This is a genomic window from Bradyrhizobium erythrophlei (assembly GCF_900142985.1).
GTDB classification, from domain to species: Bacteria; Pseudomonadota; Alphaproteobacteria; order Rhizobiales; family Xanthobacteraceae; genus Bradyrhizobium; species Bradyrhizobium erythrophlei_B.
This window is the reverse complement of sequence record NZ_LT670849.1, coordinates 5,855,101-5,869,077: the sequence shown is the minus strand read 5'-3', so window position 1 is coordinate 5,869,077 and position 13,977 is coordinate 5,855,101. Positions and strand designations below refer to the sequence as shown.

Sequence of the window (13,977 nt, the reverse complement as noted above, 5' to 3'; positions counted from 1 at the left end):
AATCATCACCGCCTCGATTTCCGACCGGCGGATAATGCCGATAACACCCTCCCGCCTGACCAGGCGTCCTCGATTTTTTGCTCGAGTCTCTCTTGGCTAAAAGAAAACTGCTGCTGCTCTTCCCACTCCTCTCGGCAGATCTCGATGATTTCTTCACGATCAGAGAATTTTGCCTTGGTCACCGGCGCGGCAATCAAGGTTGCGATCGTTTCAGCGTGAAGGCGACTTTGGGTCGGATCGGAGGAGACTCTTTCGAGCATCATGGCTTGGCCTGCCAGCTTTGGCCGCCAGGACGATCGCTTGTCGCCGGGTGCGGGGAAAGATGATGGCGGCCGAGCTTCAGCCGCGAAAATCGGTTCGTCCAGACTGGCCGGCGTGATCAGTGCCCAACCAGTTACTCGTTCTACTCGCAGCTTGCGATTTTGGACCAGCTTGGTCTGTTTTCAGCGATCAGCATAATCGCGGTTGAATCTCGGACCTGGCGTGGTCGAGCAGTGACGGCGTCGCGCGAGCGCCATTCATCGTTACCGCAAGTTATCACGCGACGGGTTCAACAGCAACGAGTGACCGATCACACCAACCCATTACCGAAACTTGCCTTTCGGCAACTTCTCCGGATGAAAATCCTCCGGATTGAATCTTGTAACAGCCTGCTTCACCGTCTCTTCCTTCACGGGGATCAAAGTGACCTCGAAAAGTAGACCGGGCGCTGGCTCGAGCTCACCGGAGCACGAGGCATAGTTGCCGGTCGCCGTGCCCGTTAAAAGGATTTCGACCTCGTCGACGCCAAAAACACTCGGCTGTCCTGCCGCGTGTCTGCGCGTTGTAAGGCGGGCCGTGAACCGGGTTCCGTCGACATGGTATGAACCGCCATAGGTGATAAAGGCGTCCGAGCCGGAGATTTTCCCGTCTTTCAGCAGCACCCTGCCCGTGCCCTGGCCGAGCTTGGTTCCGAACCAGGCGATATAACTGCCATCCGCCAGCATGCAGCAGCTCCCTCAATGCAATCTTGGAAAAAAATACACAGATGATCTTCGAGGAAAACGTTTGAGAGTCGATTAAAAAAATCCGACGAAACACAGACTTCTCCTGAGCTTGTTCATAACGGATATCCCGAATGTTGACCCGAATGATGCGGACCGGTGTCCACAAAAGTCACGGTTGGGGGCTACGCGGTCTTCCCATTCGCTCGCGTTTTCAATTTGAAGCGGGGCACCGACGTGCTGTTCTTTCCCGCACTCAATGCAGGGCGCTCCGTCGCAGTCCTTGGCAGGCAACCGACTGACCGTGACCGCGTAAACCGCCCCGCAATGGAGTCACGAATGGTCCTCTGCGGGACCTGATTTCCAAGTCTGTTCCATTTACCTTACCCATTAACGCCGAGATCCTGAGTGCGCGGGACCGAAGCCTCTTCCCGCCTCTTTCGGTTCTCACGAAACACTCCCGAAGCCGTTTTTCGAAAGCGAAGACAAAGTGAAGCGGTGGAAATGGGCTGGAGATTTGAGGGTTCAACTGTGCTTCATCGTCGCTCTGATCTTTGTCATTTGGATGGTTTTGCAGCAGCAGTATTATTGACTGCCTGATCTAGCGGGCTGAAGGCGAAGGGAAATGAAAACCTTTCTCCGCGAGGTACTTTTCCTGTGCTGCATGGTGATAGCTTCAGTGTGCGGGATAGCAGCGCTAACGATTGTGCTGGCAATTGCTACAAACAAGCTGACGGACCCGCAGGCTTGGATGGCGGTGGTGTTTTTCGCGGCGGTCGGAATCCTGGATAGCTGGTAACGCGGCAAGGATCTGAAGCGTTTCGCAAGCCAGACTGCACCACGGGCTCCCCGACTGCCTGATTTGGTTAAAAATCTATCCCCTTCCTGGGGAAGCTTGCCGCGGGCGCGCAACCCGAGATAGCATGTTGGCGCCGCGATTCTCGGCTACCAGCGGAGACACACGATGGGCGACATTAAGAAGCGGTCGGGTGCGGATAGGCGAACCACAAAGGAACGACGGTCTGGAATAGACACGCGCTCTGAAGAAGAAAAGCGGGTAATAGGTGAACGCCGATCCGGAGTTGACAGGCGATCAGCCAAGGATAGAAGAGCCAAGACTTAGCCAACGCTTTGGCCGCCGTTGTGTGAATTGGGGTACATCTCCAGCGAGAGAATCGGCCTAGCTTTGTGATGCCGCCTCCCGGCGGCTCCTCCCTAGACTTGGCGCCCGCCGCGAATGGCGGGTCTCTTTTGCAAGGCCCTCCCGGGGCGGCTTAAGCGCGCGCCGCTTCGCGCGCTTCCCCGACTCAGCGGGAAGTGGCAATTTGCGTTTTGGGGTAGGTCAAAGCGGGGATTTGCGATGACCTGCAAAATAATTGCTTTTGAATTCGTTGTTCCCACGGCGATGGCCACCACTCTGGCCGTCATGCTCTCGATCGTCGCTGTCTATTTGACGGACAAATACCTTGGCCCAATAGAACAAGCGGAAGCCCATGGTTTGCCTTCAGCCGAAGGGAGCGTGGACCAATGACAGAACCCGATCATTTCGCATCTCGGCCATGGACGCAGGCCGAAGATGATATGCTGCGGTGCTTGGCGCTCAAGGGACTCAGCTCAACAGCGATCGGCATCCGGATGAACCGGACCGAAACTGTCGTACGTTCACGTGCCAGACAGATGCAGATTATTTTGAGAAGAATCAGGTCGAGACAATTGCAGATGGGCTGAAGGCGAAGGGGAAATGAAAACTACGCCACGCCGGCCTTGGACGCCGCAACGGGATAAAGAGCTCCGGGATCTCGTATGCGCTGAGATTATTGCCAAGGCTCTGAATCGGACCGCTTTTGCGGTACGTCGCAGGGCAGGCGTCCTAAGGCTTCCATTGCGAAAGATTACTGGGCGTCGCAGACCGATTTGACCTAGCCCCTTGTGTGTCGACGCACTTGTCGTTCGATTTGGACCGCCAGCGAGTACGTTCAAGATGAATAGCGGTGAGACATCCTACGTCTGGCAACTTGGCAACCAGACGGAGATCAATACCTATCGAGGGGTTGGCGCTGCCAGTACACAATTTTGCAAGGTCAACGTTGTTGCAACACCAGCCGGGATTGTGACGCAGCTCCACACCGAAGACGCCAATATCTACACCGGCCTAACAGTAGCAATCGGTGTTGACGTAAAGCCTCTGCTAACCGGCCCGCGTCCGCGCGGTCCGCATCGCGAAAAAGGCGGCACGCACTCGTAAGAGGAACGCTGCATGACAAAGACAAAGATCAGAAAATCGTCCGCGATCAGAGCGAAGAGCAGCCAAAGGACAAAGAGCGTGCGCAGACGGCTCAAAAGACAGATCACGCGCCAGAAAAGAACAGGGCAAGAAATAGTTCAAGCAGGTTAGCGCGCCAACTCCTAACTCGTTGGTGACGCGCATGCCTTCGGCGAGCCTTGCCTACGCGGCCCGCTTCTTTCGGGGCGCCCTTGCCTTCTTCGGCTTTGCCGGGGCTTCGACAGCTTTCCTTGCGATCAACCGCCCAATCTCGCCAAGCGATGTGCCCAAAACCTCTCGCTGCGCCGCGAGCCAATAGTTGTCGGCTTGACCGTCTTGCCGACCGCCTTCGATCCAAAGATGATAGGCGCGCTCACGAATAGCGTTTTCCATATCTTGCATTGCCAGTCCTCCGCTTCGTCCCACCCGAGATTGGCAAAACCCAGTTAGGAAACTTTAAACGTCAGAGCTCGCTGGCTGCCTCTTTTCTCGCCAAGTTTGGCCCTGGTATCGAAGCCCTCAATACATGCCGAAAGGCCTCACCACCCGGCGCGCTGGGACCGATAAACACAACGGGCGGCTCTCTCCATGACGGACCACGAAAATTAATCGCACGCCGCTTTGCGGCTCAATGAGGTGCTCTCTTCGCCGTGGTTCCGATGAAGAACCACGGGAAACCCATCAGATATCATCCAGCGGTATGACGCAGATACCTATGCCGTCCTCAGTGGTGACCGAGATCGAGTAGTTTTGCCCTGTTAGTTCTGGCCGCTCCAAGCGCAACGAGCGCGCCAGCTTTATCCCCTCGATTTGCGCGATCGTATCGTCAATCAACTCATGCGAGCCGTAGTCGGTGACCCGACGGCTATCGACGAGCTTAAAATGGTAGCGCGGCATCTACCCAATGTGGCAAATTCGGTGCCAGCACCTCGTTTGGAAGACTGCGACGAAAGATTCGTATGCAGATTTCACCGCGGCGTAATCGCGTTTTGCAGCTGCCGCGCTGTAGTTCGAATCCGTCCTCGGCACCGACGTTTACGCAGACGAGCAGGAAGGCGCGCGCGACGATAGCACCATCATCATCGAGAAAAATGGTCGTCTTTACGACTCATGGCTATCCAGCGATCAAGCAGCTAAGCGATTCTAATTAGGCGCGGCTTGAAATCCATTCGTGACAAACCCCCAACGCAATATCGAAGCACCCTGCCAAGTCGAATCCCCTTTCGTCAAAACATAGGTAAGTAAAGCAAGCGAGACTTTGGAGTTTTCCACAGGGACCTTTCATCTCGGTACGCAGGAGTGGAGCTTGCACAATAATTGGCCTTGCCGGAACCCGTGAAGGTTTCGTGAAGGGAGGTCCTTGGGGCGACGCCGATGGGTTTGCCCGTCGCCTCGCACCATCCACCTTGCACCCCCGTCGTCGGTCATCCACCCGGCGGGGGTTTGCGTTTGCTGGGAAACATTTGCGATGGTCTCTCGTTGCTTTTCCTCAACGGGAGGAATGCCCACGCACCTCAATACTATCGCGCTTGCGTCAGCGCTCGCTCTGACGAGCTCCCTCGCCTGCCCAGATAGGCGGCTTGAACGCTTCAGGAGCGAAGGTCCCGGAACGCTCTGGTGCCGTGGTGGACGACAACGGAGTAGCTGTCGGAACTATGGACCGCGGCCGACTCGATTGACTCCGTTTCGTACGTTTGAACGAGCAACCGGCACAAGATCTTACCATCCAAAGCGGGCCGCCTAGCGAGATATTCCGTAGGATCGATAGACGCACCTCCGAACGCTTGAACATGTAGGGGGCGGCTATGCGTCTCAAGGAAACCAACTCGGATTGGGTTTTCGGTACGCCCAGGCACCACACCCATGAACATCAGTGGGTGTCGAAGATCTTCTGATAGGCCGCGACAGCCGTCTTAATTGCGGAAAGTTCGGCTGACGTCGGCTCATCTGGATTGCTCGCCGGCGGCAGACTGCCGAATTTCAGCAAGCAGGCCATTAGCAGCATGCGGGCTTTTGTCGCCGTCAGATTAGAGCCCGCGATGAAATATTCGTCCGGGTCGGCGAAACCTTCCGGGTTACCGCGGCCCACGCGTACTACGGGAAGTCCGCTGTAGATGGCCTTTCGCAGCACCCGTTGCCGGACCGATGACGTCATCTTGCCATAGGGCGTGGTGCCTTCGATGACGAAGCCGGCGAGACGATTGGTCTCAAGCTTTCGCGCCAGCAACGCGACCAGATCGGCCGAGATGGCGGGATCGTCGAAATATTCCTCGGCGTAAAAGCCACCATCCTTAACGATTGGCACCGAAGGGATCGCACTTTCGAGCAGATCGCCATTATCCTGCCGGATCCTGGTCTCGCTTCGCTTGATCGTTCCATCCGAACTGGAAACCACCGGCACCGACGACGGAATCCTAGAGAGGTTCACTTCCGATAAGTAGGTGTGTTTCAGCGCCGGAACGTAGTGCAGCACTGCCGCGCCGTGATACCCCACACCGCCCAGAATTCCGCCGTGTCCTCCGGTCGCGACATAGCCGCCCGGCCGCGCATCGACCTTCATCACTTCGCGTGCGGCAAAGAAGCGTTGCTCCTGCAGGACGATGACGCCGGCGCGATTGCGGCCCTGCTCGTCGGCCCAAACCCGGGACGCGATGTATTCGACTGAATCGGTGATGTTTTTGGGGCCATCGTTGCTGATCTCACCCTGCGGCCGTTGCGCAGCGTTGCCACAGATCGGAATGGTGGTGTCGATCAGGAGATTGAACCAGTAAGCGATTTCCTCAATCTGCGGGCTGCCCTGGGTATAGATGGCTCCATCATATTGATTGCTGTCGAAGATCCGCCGCGCGGCATTGGTGAGCCGCGCCAGCGCCGGTCGCGGCGGAGCCTCGCCAAGATGATAGGGCCGGTACGCGAAGAAATCCTTGCTGCGTGTTTCTGGCGGGATATCGCCCTCACCGACGTCGGTGCGACGGGACGCCGGCAAACCCTTGGTGTAACCCGCGGGAGGCAGAACCCGATAGAAGTCCACGTCCGCGAAGGACGAAATCAGATTTCCGATACCTGCCGAGCCGATGCCCAGCCGATCGATCTCTTCAAAACTGCGCGACCCATCGGGATAGAAGGATTGTCGCGCCTGAGAGGCTGGGGCGCCCGGTTCAGTGCATTCGCCTTCCCAGGCCGCTCCATCGGACTTACGCGCCATATAGGGCAGCGGATAAAGTCCATCGTCGGGAAGGATATCGATCTCGAAGACAGCCTTGTCTTTCGGACTCGTGCGTTCCTTGTGGAACACGTTCCTGGCGTCCAAATAGCCGTCCGGCGGACCGTAAAGTTCCGCAGCGTCCGCTTCCAGCGGGTGCGCCGAAAAGCATTCCACATAGACCTTGGCAGGGGCCGCCAGACGCTGGGCACGCAACGCATCGAAGCGTGCATCGCTGCCATCGTGATTCTTCCGCACCGGCAGGCCGTACTTCTGACGCGCCTTGTTCGATGTGACAAGCGGCGGTGAATTCTGGACGGTCGCCGTGGGTCCCGCCAAGTGAGCGATCCTGGGTCTGTCTGCCATAATGGATTCCTTTTAGCTCGCTTGGTCCATGGCTGAACCACCCGCCCTCGCCCGGCGGGCGGTTCAATCGCCGTTCGAATTACTCGGCCGCCTGCCCCATGGCTGCGGCAGAATCCAGGAAACCGACCAGTTCGCTGGTGGTCATGACGTCGGCAAACAGCGTCACCATATTGTTGAGTGTCGCGTTATGCTCGGCATCGGTCAGAGCCGCGTTACCGTCGGCGACGAAGATGACCTTGTAGTTCATCTGCATGGCATCGCGCGCGGTCGACTCACAGCAGACATTGGTCGCGGTTCCCGTGATGATGAGCGTGTCGATCCCGCGCGCCTGCAGAATCTCGTGCAAGTTAGAGGAGCCAGGGACGAACGCACCAAAGCGGGTCTTGTCCACGATCAGATCCGTCGCCTGCACGTCGAGCCCCGGCCACAGCGCGAAACCATGGCAATCCTTGCCGAAAGTCTCGATCATCGCCGTACGGCGCTGCGGCGAGGCAAAATCGTTAAACCAGCTCGACCAGCTAACCTGAGTCTCTTCGTCGATTAGATATCGGATAAATACATTGATGCCGCCGGCGGCGCGTACCGCCTCGCAGATCCTGTTGACATTCGGAACAATCTCGCGTGCGACCGGAAGTTCGACCGTCGCGCCCGGCTCCATAAAACCGTTCTGCAGGTCAACGATGATGTGTGCGGTTCGCGAGGGAATGATATTGCCGAACATATGGAACTCATGGCGGAAGCCCTTGATACGATCCAATACGTCACTGGACATCTCGATCTTGTGCATGGCGACCTCTCTCGTTGTGCGCCCAGGCGGCGCGATTGTTGCGCCAGCGACAGCTGGCGTTGCGGACTTCGGAACGAGGCGTTAATTCGTCCCGAGGTTTCATCACTCGGCGGCAACGTAAGCACCGAGTTCGTGCGTCTCTCCCAGTGCTTCAGGGGACACCTCTCCGGTGATCGTGCCCTTTTCAATCAGCAGGACCCGGTCGGAAAGGTGTCTGATGAAGTCGAGGTTTTGCTCGACAACGACAATGGCCAACCCCTGATGCCGGTGCAGGCCGATCAGGATTTCCAGAATTTCCTCCACGATCGAAGGCTGGATTCCCTCGGTCGGCTCATCGAGCAGAAGCAGTTTGGGACGCCCGCACAGACAACGCGCCAGCGCCAGTATCTGTTGCTCACCACCCGAGAGCGCTCCGCCTGCGCGATCAACGATGGAATCGAGGCGGGGGAAACGCGCCAGCACATCCTTGACAGCGTTATCTTCGGAATGGATTCCGTCCTCGATGAACCCCATCCGCAGGTTCTCGGACACGGTCAAATTCGGAAAGATGGCGCGGCCTTGCGGAACGTAGCCCACGCCGGCGCGGACCCGGCGAAACGAGGACAAATTCCCGATCTCGACGTCATCCAAACGAATTTTGCCGCGGGTGAGCGGGACCTGCCCGACCAATGTCTTGAGAAGGGTGGTCTTGCCCATTCCATTGTGTCCGAGCACGCCGACCACCTCATGCTCGGCCACCCTGAAACTGATTCCGGATAGTACGGGGATGCGCCCGTAGCCGGCGTGGAGGTTGTCGACTTTGAGCATCAGGCCGCTACCTTTTTGCCGAGATAGACGTCTCGCACCGATTGGCTGCTAAATACCTGGTCGACATCGCCTTCCAGCATGATCGCGCCCTGATTGAACACTGTAATGCGTTGGGCGATGGTCCGAATGAAGAACATGTCGTGTTCAACGACGATCAGCGGATGGTCGCGGTTGATCTCGCAAATGAGCTCGGCGGTCCGGCCCCGCTCTTCCTCGGTCATTCCAGCCGCCGGTTCGTCAAGCAAAATCAGGTTCGGCTCGCCGCACAACACGAGACCCAATTCGACGCGCTGGCGCTGACCGTGGGCAAGTTGCCCGGTCAGGCTATCGGCAAAACGACCGAGCATAAGCCGTTCGATTTGCGCGTCCACCATTCGCGCGATGGCCTTTCCCTGGTTGTGACGCGCCGCGGCGATCCAGAGATTGTCACGCACCGAGAGGCCATTGAAGACGCTCGGCACCTGGGTCTTGATGCCGATGCCCAGCCGGGCAATTTCATGAGCCTGCAACGCGGTGATATCGGTACCGCGAAACAGTACTGCCCCGCTGGTCGGTTTGATCTGACCGGTCAGAAGTTTGAAAAACGTACTCTTGCCGGCCCCATTGGGGCCGATCAGGCAGCGCAGCTCACCTTCAGCAAGCACGAAGTCAACACCGCGGATGGCCTGCACCCCGCCGAAATGCTTGACCAGTCCGCGGGTTTCGATCAGTGGCGGACTCATGTCTTGCTCTCGCGTGCAACATGTCGTGGCGAAGCCGCCGGACGGCGCAGCGACACCAGCCGTGGAACCAGCCGCTCGGTGAACATCGGCGCGACTCCCTTGGGCACTAGAAGGACGAAAACAAGCAGAATGGCGCCGAGTACGATGTTGGCATTGACCACTTGCTGCGTCCCGATCTTGACCGTTAGCCAGGAGATCGCCATCGCGCCGATCACCGGACCGAGCAGTGTTCCCGGCCCACCCACCATCAGCCAGATAATGATCTGCGCCGACTGCACCACGCTAAAAGAGGTCGGGCTGACGAAATTTCCCCACGCCGTAAAAAGACATCCGGCGAGGCCGGCGATGGCGCCGCCGATCGAAAAGGCAATCAGCTTGTGCAAGCGCGAATCGTAGCCGAGAAATTCGACGCGCTGCTCGTTCTCGCGCACGGCAACGAGAACGCGTCCGAATCGCGTTCTGAGCAGGGCATGCAATCCAAAATAGACGATCAGCAAAATCGCGGCGCAGAACGAGAACATACCGGCCGGCTCCAGCGTGTCGTCCGGCTGGAATGGAATATTGAGCGATGGGACGTTCGGCATGCCATTGAAGCCGCCGAGCACGGCTTCGCCGATGTGATATTGCGGTCCGGCTGTCGAGTTGACCACATTGTAAAATATCAGCGTGACCGTCAGTGTGATGACGCCGACGTAGACGTCGCTGATGCGCGCATAGAACATGAAATAGCCGAGTGCGGCCGCAAACAGGGCCGGCATCGCCATCGCGATCACGAATGGCAAGGTGCTGTCACCGATATTGATGACGCTTACCGCATAGGCGTAGGCGCCCAGCCCGAAGAACGCGGAATGGCCGAAGCAGAGAATGCCGCCATAGCCCCAAATAAACGCAAGGCTGAGCGCCAGGATCGCGAAAATCACATACAGCGTGACCTGCAACAAGGTGTACAGATCGAGCACGAGGGGCAGACCGACCAACAGCAAGATGCCAACGGCGCCGACGAAAACGAGACCGGCATTTGAGCGAAGACACGCTTTCATAGATGGCCCCGGAAATAACGGCCGGTGATCCCCTGCGGCAACAGGCGGATTAGGATGATCGCCGCGACAAGCAGCGCCACTTCGCCGTAGACCGGGTTGCTGGCAAACGTCGCAAGCTGGTTGATGACGCCAAATAGGGTCGAAGCTGAGATGGTGCCGACCAGCGCCGCCGGCCCTCCGCCGATGACAGTAATAAAAGCGCGGCCGATATACGAGCCGCCGATATTGGGAAAGACGCCTGAAACGGGCGCGAGTATGCCGCCGGCCAGTCCCGCTAACGCCGCGCCGAACGCAAATGTCACGGCATAGATTCGCGAAGTGTCGACGCCGAGCGCCGCGGCCATTTCCGCGTTCTGCATCGTTCCGCGCGCTAACAGCCCGAGCCGGCTGGTGCGCAATATAATATAGACACCGATGATCGTTACGATCGACATGGCGATCACGAACAAGCTGTAACCGCTCGCCTGGTAGGCGCCAATGGTGATTCCCCGCAGAGGCGTCGGCACGCCTTCGGTGATATCGCCGAACACCATGGTCAGGCCGCCGACGATGAAGAGGCTCAGCCCCCAGGTCGCCAACATGGTTTCGACCATGCGCCCATAAAGATGCCGTATGATCAGACGTTCAATGACGGCGCCAATGACCGCTACCGCAATCGGCGGGATCACGAGAATGGCGATCCAGATGTTGATGTGATGGTGCACGGCAACCGCCGCACTGTAGCTGCCCATCACCATGAATTCCCCGTGGGCAAGATTGATGATGCGCATCATGCCGAAAACGATGGCGAGGCCGACACTGATCAGCGCCAGCGTCGCCACGGCATAGATGAAGTCAATCCCGACAACGATTGCTAGATCCAACGTCAGTTTACTCCGCAAATACGCCATCGCGTCGTGCTGGCGGCAGATCGCGAGCGGTCTCCGTCCGGGGCGCCGCCACGCGGCGAACGCCCCGCGCCTTTCGCTGCTAGAGCCCTCGGTTCTGATAAAACCCCGGCTCCAGTCTTTTGCTTTGACGCGTTTTCTTCGCGAACCGGTATCCACTTCGCTCGAAAACGCCCTACATCACCTTGATGATGTACTGCTTGGCGTCGCGAGGATTCTTCTTCAAATCGCATACCGCCGCCGTATCGGCAGGCTTGCGCTGCGGGAAGGTTTCGATAAGAACCGGCTGCTTGTCCTGCATCTTGGCGAGATGAACATCGAAGACGCAGTGGTGGGTCTGGGGATCGAGCGTCACGGATCCACTCGGAGCATCTATACTGATCCCGCTTTCGAGCGCCTCGATCACCTTTTCCCGATCCAGCGTACCTGCCTTCTTGATTCCGGCAGCCCAGAGCAACATTCCCTGATAGCTCGCCATCGTCAGATCGGAGATGGGTGGATAGTCGGCACCGAATTTGGCGCGGACTCGCCTGAGAAAGTCCTTGTTGACCGGGTTGTCGAGCGTCTGCAGATAGTTGTAGGCCACAACGACACCGTTGCTCTCTTCAGGTGTGAGAACAAGTTGCTCGTTGGCGCCCGAGAAAGTCGTCGATGCGATCGGGATTTTCCCGGACAGACCGGCTGCGTTGAACTGACGATAGAACGAAATCGGGCCGCCGCCGACCAGGATCGTCATGATCCAGTCAGGTTTGGCTGCCTGAATCTTCGAGATCGTGCTGCCGAAATTCGTCGCATCGAGTGGGAAGAACTCCGTGCCGAGCACCTCGCCTCCGCCATCCTTAACGTACTTCTTCACCCAGTCCGAGGTGATCTGGCCGTAATTATAGTCGGCGGCGAGCGTGTAGACCTTTTTCCCCCAGTTCTTGAGGCCGTATTCGACGAGGATTTCGGTATTATGCGCGGGCGTCACCCCGTCAATGAAGATGTTGCGATCGCAAACGCCACCTTCGTAAGGCATATCGTAGAAATACAGCGTCTTGTACTTATCGAGCACCGGCCTGATCACTTCCCGCGAAGCGGAAGTAATTCCGCCATGCACGACTGCGACCTTATTCTTAAGCGCCGCTTCCTGCGCGTACTGGGCATAGAGCTGCATATTAGTCTGTGTATCGAAGCTGACGACCTTGATCTCGCGGCCGAGCAGACCGCCAGCCTCGTTGATTTCACTGACCGCGAAATTGAGGACGTCGTACATCGGCTTGCCAGACGCTTCGAGGCCCCCGGAAAGATCGTACATACTCGCGATGACAATCGGATCAGCCGCCGCGGCATGCCGGACCAGCGCAGGCGCGAAAACGGTCGCGGTTACTCCGCCCTTCAATAACGCTCTGCGGCTCATACCCATGGTATTTCTCCTCGTTGCGATTTGCCGATCATCTGCCACAACGCTCCGTCGCGGAATCGTATCGTGCTGCGGCGCCGATCCTGACCTGCGAAACCATGAAATTCCGGTTCATTGATTGTTATGATAGCGCGGCGGTAGTCGCTCTCGCTTGCCTCGAACTGCCAAAGTATTGGTTGTGGTTGCCAATCGAACGTTCTTTACCACTGAGGTTCAGCCCATTTCGATTCATCCCATAGGACACGGGCCAGCGTGATCCGCACGGGTCGAAACTAACGTGTGATTGCCGATCCCGGCGTGTTGCTCGAATACATTTCCAAGCACCTTCGTCGTCACGGCCAGGATCGCCGACGATTGAAGCCGATCAGCGGCGCGCCAGCGTATGCGGGGCATGGCCAAACGTCTTCTTGAATGCCCGGCTAAAATGAGAAAGATCGGTGAAGCCGAAGCTCAGCGCGGCATCGGTGACATGTCTCACATGTCCTTCAGCGAGCGCCTTGTAGCTCGCGGAAAGACGCTGCTGCCACAGCCAGCGTATGGGTGTTGTGCCTTCGGCGGAAAACAGCCGGTGCAGCGTGCGCGGCGCCAGGTTTTGGGCCGTGGCGATACTGTCGACCGTCATTTCCGGATCGTGCAGGTTAGCGACCACGTAGCGCTTCACGCGCGCGAGGCGCTCATGATTTCTGCCTTTTCCCTCCGCATCTCCCGAAAATTCCACATCGAGGGTCGTTGCCAGGATGTCAAGCGCAGAAGCTCCCACCCGGTTCGCGACGTCTTCGTCTAGCGAAGGTTCCAATTCGACCAGCTGACGTACCACCGTCGCCGTCAGCGTTCCGAGTTTCGACGCCGACGCGATCCGCCGGGCAGTGAAGCGCTCCACATCGGGTACGCGGGAAGTCATGAGCGCCCGTGGTATCGTAACGATGATCTGACGCGTATCCGCACCAAACTCCATCGTGAAAGGCCTCGCCTGATCATAGATGATCATGTCGCCATTCAGAACACGAGCCGTTCGTCCACTTTGCGCTAATCCAACATCGCCGCAATAAACAAGCAACAGCATGAAGTGATCACGCGGATCCGCGCGGATTTCCGTGGAACCGCGAATGACCTCAATTCGGCTTTCGGAAGCTGAAGACGAAAGTTGACTGACGGTAAGCGCGCCAAACGATCGCGCGGAGATATACCCACTGAAAGTTCCCCGGCCGGTTCGCCGATAATCAGTAATCGAATAATTGTGGCAAGTCGCGTGATGCCATTGCTCAAAGCACCGGCTCACCCCGACAATATTCTGGGCACTCAGCATCGAAATTCTCCGATCGAGATCGTCGCCCTCGGATATCGGACTATTCAAGCAAGAGATGTGCCATCCCATGCCGAAAAAATGGACAAGCGGCCGCCGAGATCAATGACGAACATTGGCGCACACAGGCAAGCATCAGGCAGGGCCAACCAAGCGGGCTGACCCGTCGGTGTGTTACCGAAAAATGGCCGCGAGCAAATTCGACCAAGCGCCGG

General features: G+C 57.7%; 15 protein-coding genes. 3 read left to right on the top strand and 12 right to left on the bottom strand.

Going from position 1 to position 13,977, the window contains the following annotated elements:
• Positions 1-5: 5 nt before the first annotated feature.
• Together BUA38_RS28070 and BUA38_RS28065 are read right to left on the bottom strand one after the other, a co-directional pair.
• Positions 6-263 (bottom strand): hypothetical protein, encoded by a 258-nt coding sequence (locus tag BUA38_RS28070; RefSeq protein ID WP_072823089.1) that lies wholly within the window; start codon positions 261-263, stop codon positions 6-8.
• Between the two features lie 321 nt (positions 264-584).
• A complete protein-coding gene (locus BUA38_RS28065; protein WP_083587802.1) occupies positions 585-986 on the bottom strand; it encodes a hypothetical protein in 402 nt (133 codons plus the stop codon).
• Between the two features lie 622 nt (positions 987-1,608).
• Between BUA38_RS28065 and BUA38_RS37185 the strand changes: the two genes are divergently transcribed.
• The 3 genes from BUA38_RS37185 to BUA38_RS37175 all read left to right on the top strand — a co-directional run bounded on the left by BUA38_RS37185 (position 1,609) and on the right by BUA38_RS37175 (position 3,228).
• Positions 1,609-1,782: a hypothetical protein gene (locus BUA38_RS37185; protein WP_156898771.1), complete on the top strand. Its 174-nt coding sequence runs from the start codon at positions 1,609-1,611 to the stop codon at positions 1,780-1,782.
• A gap of 561 nt (positions 1,783-2,343) precedes the next feature.
• A complete protein-coding gene (locus BUA38_RS37180; protein WP_156898770.1) occupies positions 2,344-2,514 on the top strand; it encodes a hypothetical protein in 171 nt (56 codons plus the stop codon).
• Positions 2,515-2,964: 450 nt separating this feature from the next.
• Positions 2,965-3,228, top strand: a complete 264-nt coding sequence (locus tag BUA38_RS37175; RefSeq protein ID WP_156898769.1) for a hypothetical protein — start codon at positions 2,965-2,967, stop codon at positions 3,226-3,228.
• 201 nt (positions 3,229-3,429) lie between these two features.
• Here the strand turns inward: BUA38_RS37175 and BUA38_RS38855 are convergent, their stop codons facing one another.
• The 10 genes from BUA38_RS38855 to BUA38_RS28005 form a co-directional block, all read right to left on the bottom strand.
• Entirely contained in the window at positions 3,430-3,639 is a 210-nt protein-coding gene (locus tag BUA38_RS38855) for a DUF2934 domain-containing protein (RefSeq protein WP_425304989.1), read from the bottom strand.
• Positions 3,640-3,927: 288 nt separating this feature from the next.
• Positions 3,928-4,143 (bottom strand): DUF6894 family protein, encoded by a 216-nt coding sequence (locus tag BUA38_RS28050; protein WP_072823083.1) that lies wholly within the window; start codon positions 4,141-4,143, stop codon positions 3,928-3,930.
• A 973-nt stretch (positions 4,144-5,116) separates the two neighbouring features.
• On the bottom strand, positions 5,117-6,787 hold the full coding sequence (locus BUA38_RS28040; RefSeq protein ID WP_197685879.1) for an asparaginase domain-containing protein: 1,671 nt from the start codon (positions 6,785-6,787) through the stop codon (positions 5,117-5,119).
• 106 nt (positions 6,788-6,893) lie between these two features.
• Entirely contained in the window at positions 6,894-7,601 is a 708-nt protein-coding gene (locus BUA38_RS28035; protein WP_072823077.1) for a cysteine hydrolase family protein, read from the bottom strand.
• Between the two features lie 102 nt (positions 7,602-7,703).
• Positions 7,704-8,408 (bottom strand): ABC transporter ATP-binding protein, encoded by a 705-nt coding sequence (locus BUA38_RS28030; protein WP_072823075.1) that lies wholly within the window; start codon positions 8,406-8,408, stop codon positions 7,704-7,706.
• On the bottom strand, positions 8,408-9,130 hold the full coding sequence (locus tag BUA38_RS28025; protein WP_072823073.1) for an ATP-binding cassette domain-containing protein: 723 nt from the start codon (positions 9,128-9,130) through the stop codon (positions 8,408-8,410). The genes BUA38_RS28030 and BUA38_RS28025 overlap by 1 nt, the downstream gene beginning before the upstream one ends.
• The gene (locus BUA38_RS28020) at positions 9,127-10,170 is read right to left on the bottom strand and encodes an ABC transporter permease subunit (protein ID WP_072823071.1); all 1,044 of its coding nucleotides are present in this window, start codon (positions 10,168-10,170) and stop codon (positions 9,127-9,129) included. Before BUA38_RS28020 ends, BUA38_RS28025 begins: the two co-directional genes overlap by 4 nt.
• Positions 10,167-11,033: a branched-chain amino acid ABC transporter permease gene (locus BUA38_RS28015; protein ID WP_072826489.1), complete on the bottom strand. Its 867-nt coding sequence runs from the start codon at positions 11,031-11,033 to the stop codon at positions 10,167-10,169. The genes BUA38_RS28020 and BUA38_RS28015 overlap by 4 nt, the downstream gene beginning before the upstream one ends.
• A 199-nt stretch (positions 11,034-11,232) precedes the next feature.
• The gene (locus tag BUA38_RS28010; protein ID WP_072823069.1) at positions 11,233-12,462 is read right to left on the bottom strand and encodes an ABC transporter substrate-binding protein; all 1,230 of its coding nucleotides are present in this window, start codon (positions 12,460-12,462) and stop codon (positions 11,233-11,235) included.
• 361 nt (positions 12,463-12,823) lie between these two features.
• Positions 12,824-13,765 (bottom strand): helix-turn-helix domain-containing protein, encoded by a 942-nt coding sequence (locus BUA38_RS28005; RefSeq protein ID WP_072823067.1) that lies wholly within the window; start codon positions 13,763-13,765, stop codon positions 12,824-12,826.
• Positions 13,766-13,977 lie beyond the last annotated feature (212 nt).

Bases quoted from the DNA above. Each gene is read 5' to 3' on its own strand.
- BUA38_RS28070 (WP_072823089.1), bottom strand. From the start codon at position 263: ATGATGCTCGAAAGAGTCTCCTCCGATCCGACCCAAAGTCGCCTTCAC.
- BUA38_RS28065 (WP_083587802.1), bottom strand. From the start codon at position 986: ATGCTGGCGGATGGCAGTTATATCGCCTGGTTCGGAACCAAGCTCGGC.
- BUA38_RS37185 (WP_156898771.1), top strand. From the start codon at position 1,609: ATGAAAACCTTTCTCCGCGAGGTACTTTTCCTGTGCTGCATGGTGATA.
- BUA38_RS37180 (WP_156898770.1), top strand. From the start codon at position 2,344: ATGACCTGCAAAATAATTGCTTTTGAATTCGTTGTTCCCACGGCGATG.
- BUA38_RS37175 (WP_156898769.1), top strand. From the start codon at position 2,965: ATGAATAGCGGTGAGACATCCTACGTCTGGCAACTTGGCAACCAGACG.
- BUA38_RS38855 (WP_425304989.1), bottom strand. From the start codon at position 3,639: ATGGAAAACGCTATTCGTGAGCGCGCCTATCATCTTTGGATCGAAGGC.
- BUA38_RS28050 (WP_072823083.1), bottom strand. From the start codon at position 4,143: ATGCCGCGCTACCATTTTAAGCTCGTCGATAGCCGTCGGGTCACCGAC.
- BUA38_RS28035 (WP_072823077.1), bottom strand. From the start codon at position 7,601: ATGCACAAGATCGAGATGTCCAGTGACGTATTGGATCGTATCAAGGGC.
- BUA38_RS28030 (WP_072823075.1), bottom strand. From the start codon at position 8,408: ATGCTCAAAGTCGACAACCTCCACGCCGGCTACGGGCGCATCCCCGTA.
- BUA38_RS28025 (WP_072823073.1), bottom strand. From the start codon at position 9,130: ATGAGTCCGCCACTGATCGAAACCCGCGGACTGGTCAAGCATTTCGGC.
- BUA38_RS28020 (WP_072823071.1), bottom strand. From the start codon at position 10,170: ATGAAAGCGTGTCTTCGCTCAAATGCCGGTCTCGTTTTCGTCGGCGCC.
- BUA38_RS28010 (WP_072823069.1), bottom strand. From the start codon at position 12,462: ATGGGTATGAGCCGCAGAGCGTTATTGAAGGGCGGAGTAACCGCGACC.
- BUA38_RS28005 (WP_072823067.1), bottom strand. From the start codon at position 13,765: ATGCTGAGTGCCCAGAATATTGTCGGGGTGAGCCGGTGCTTTGAGCAA.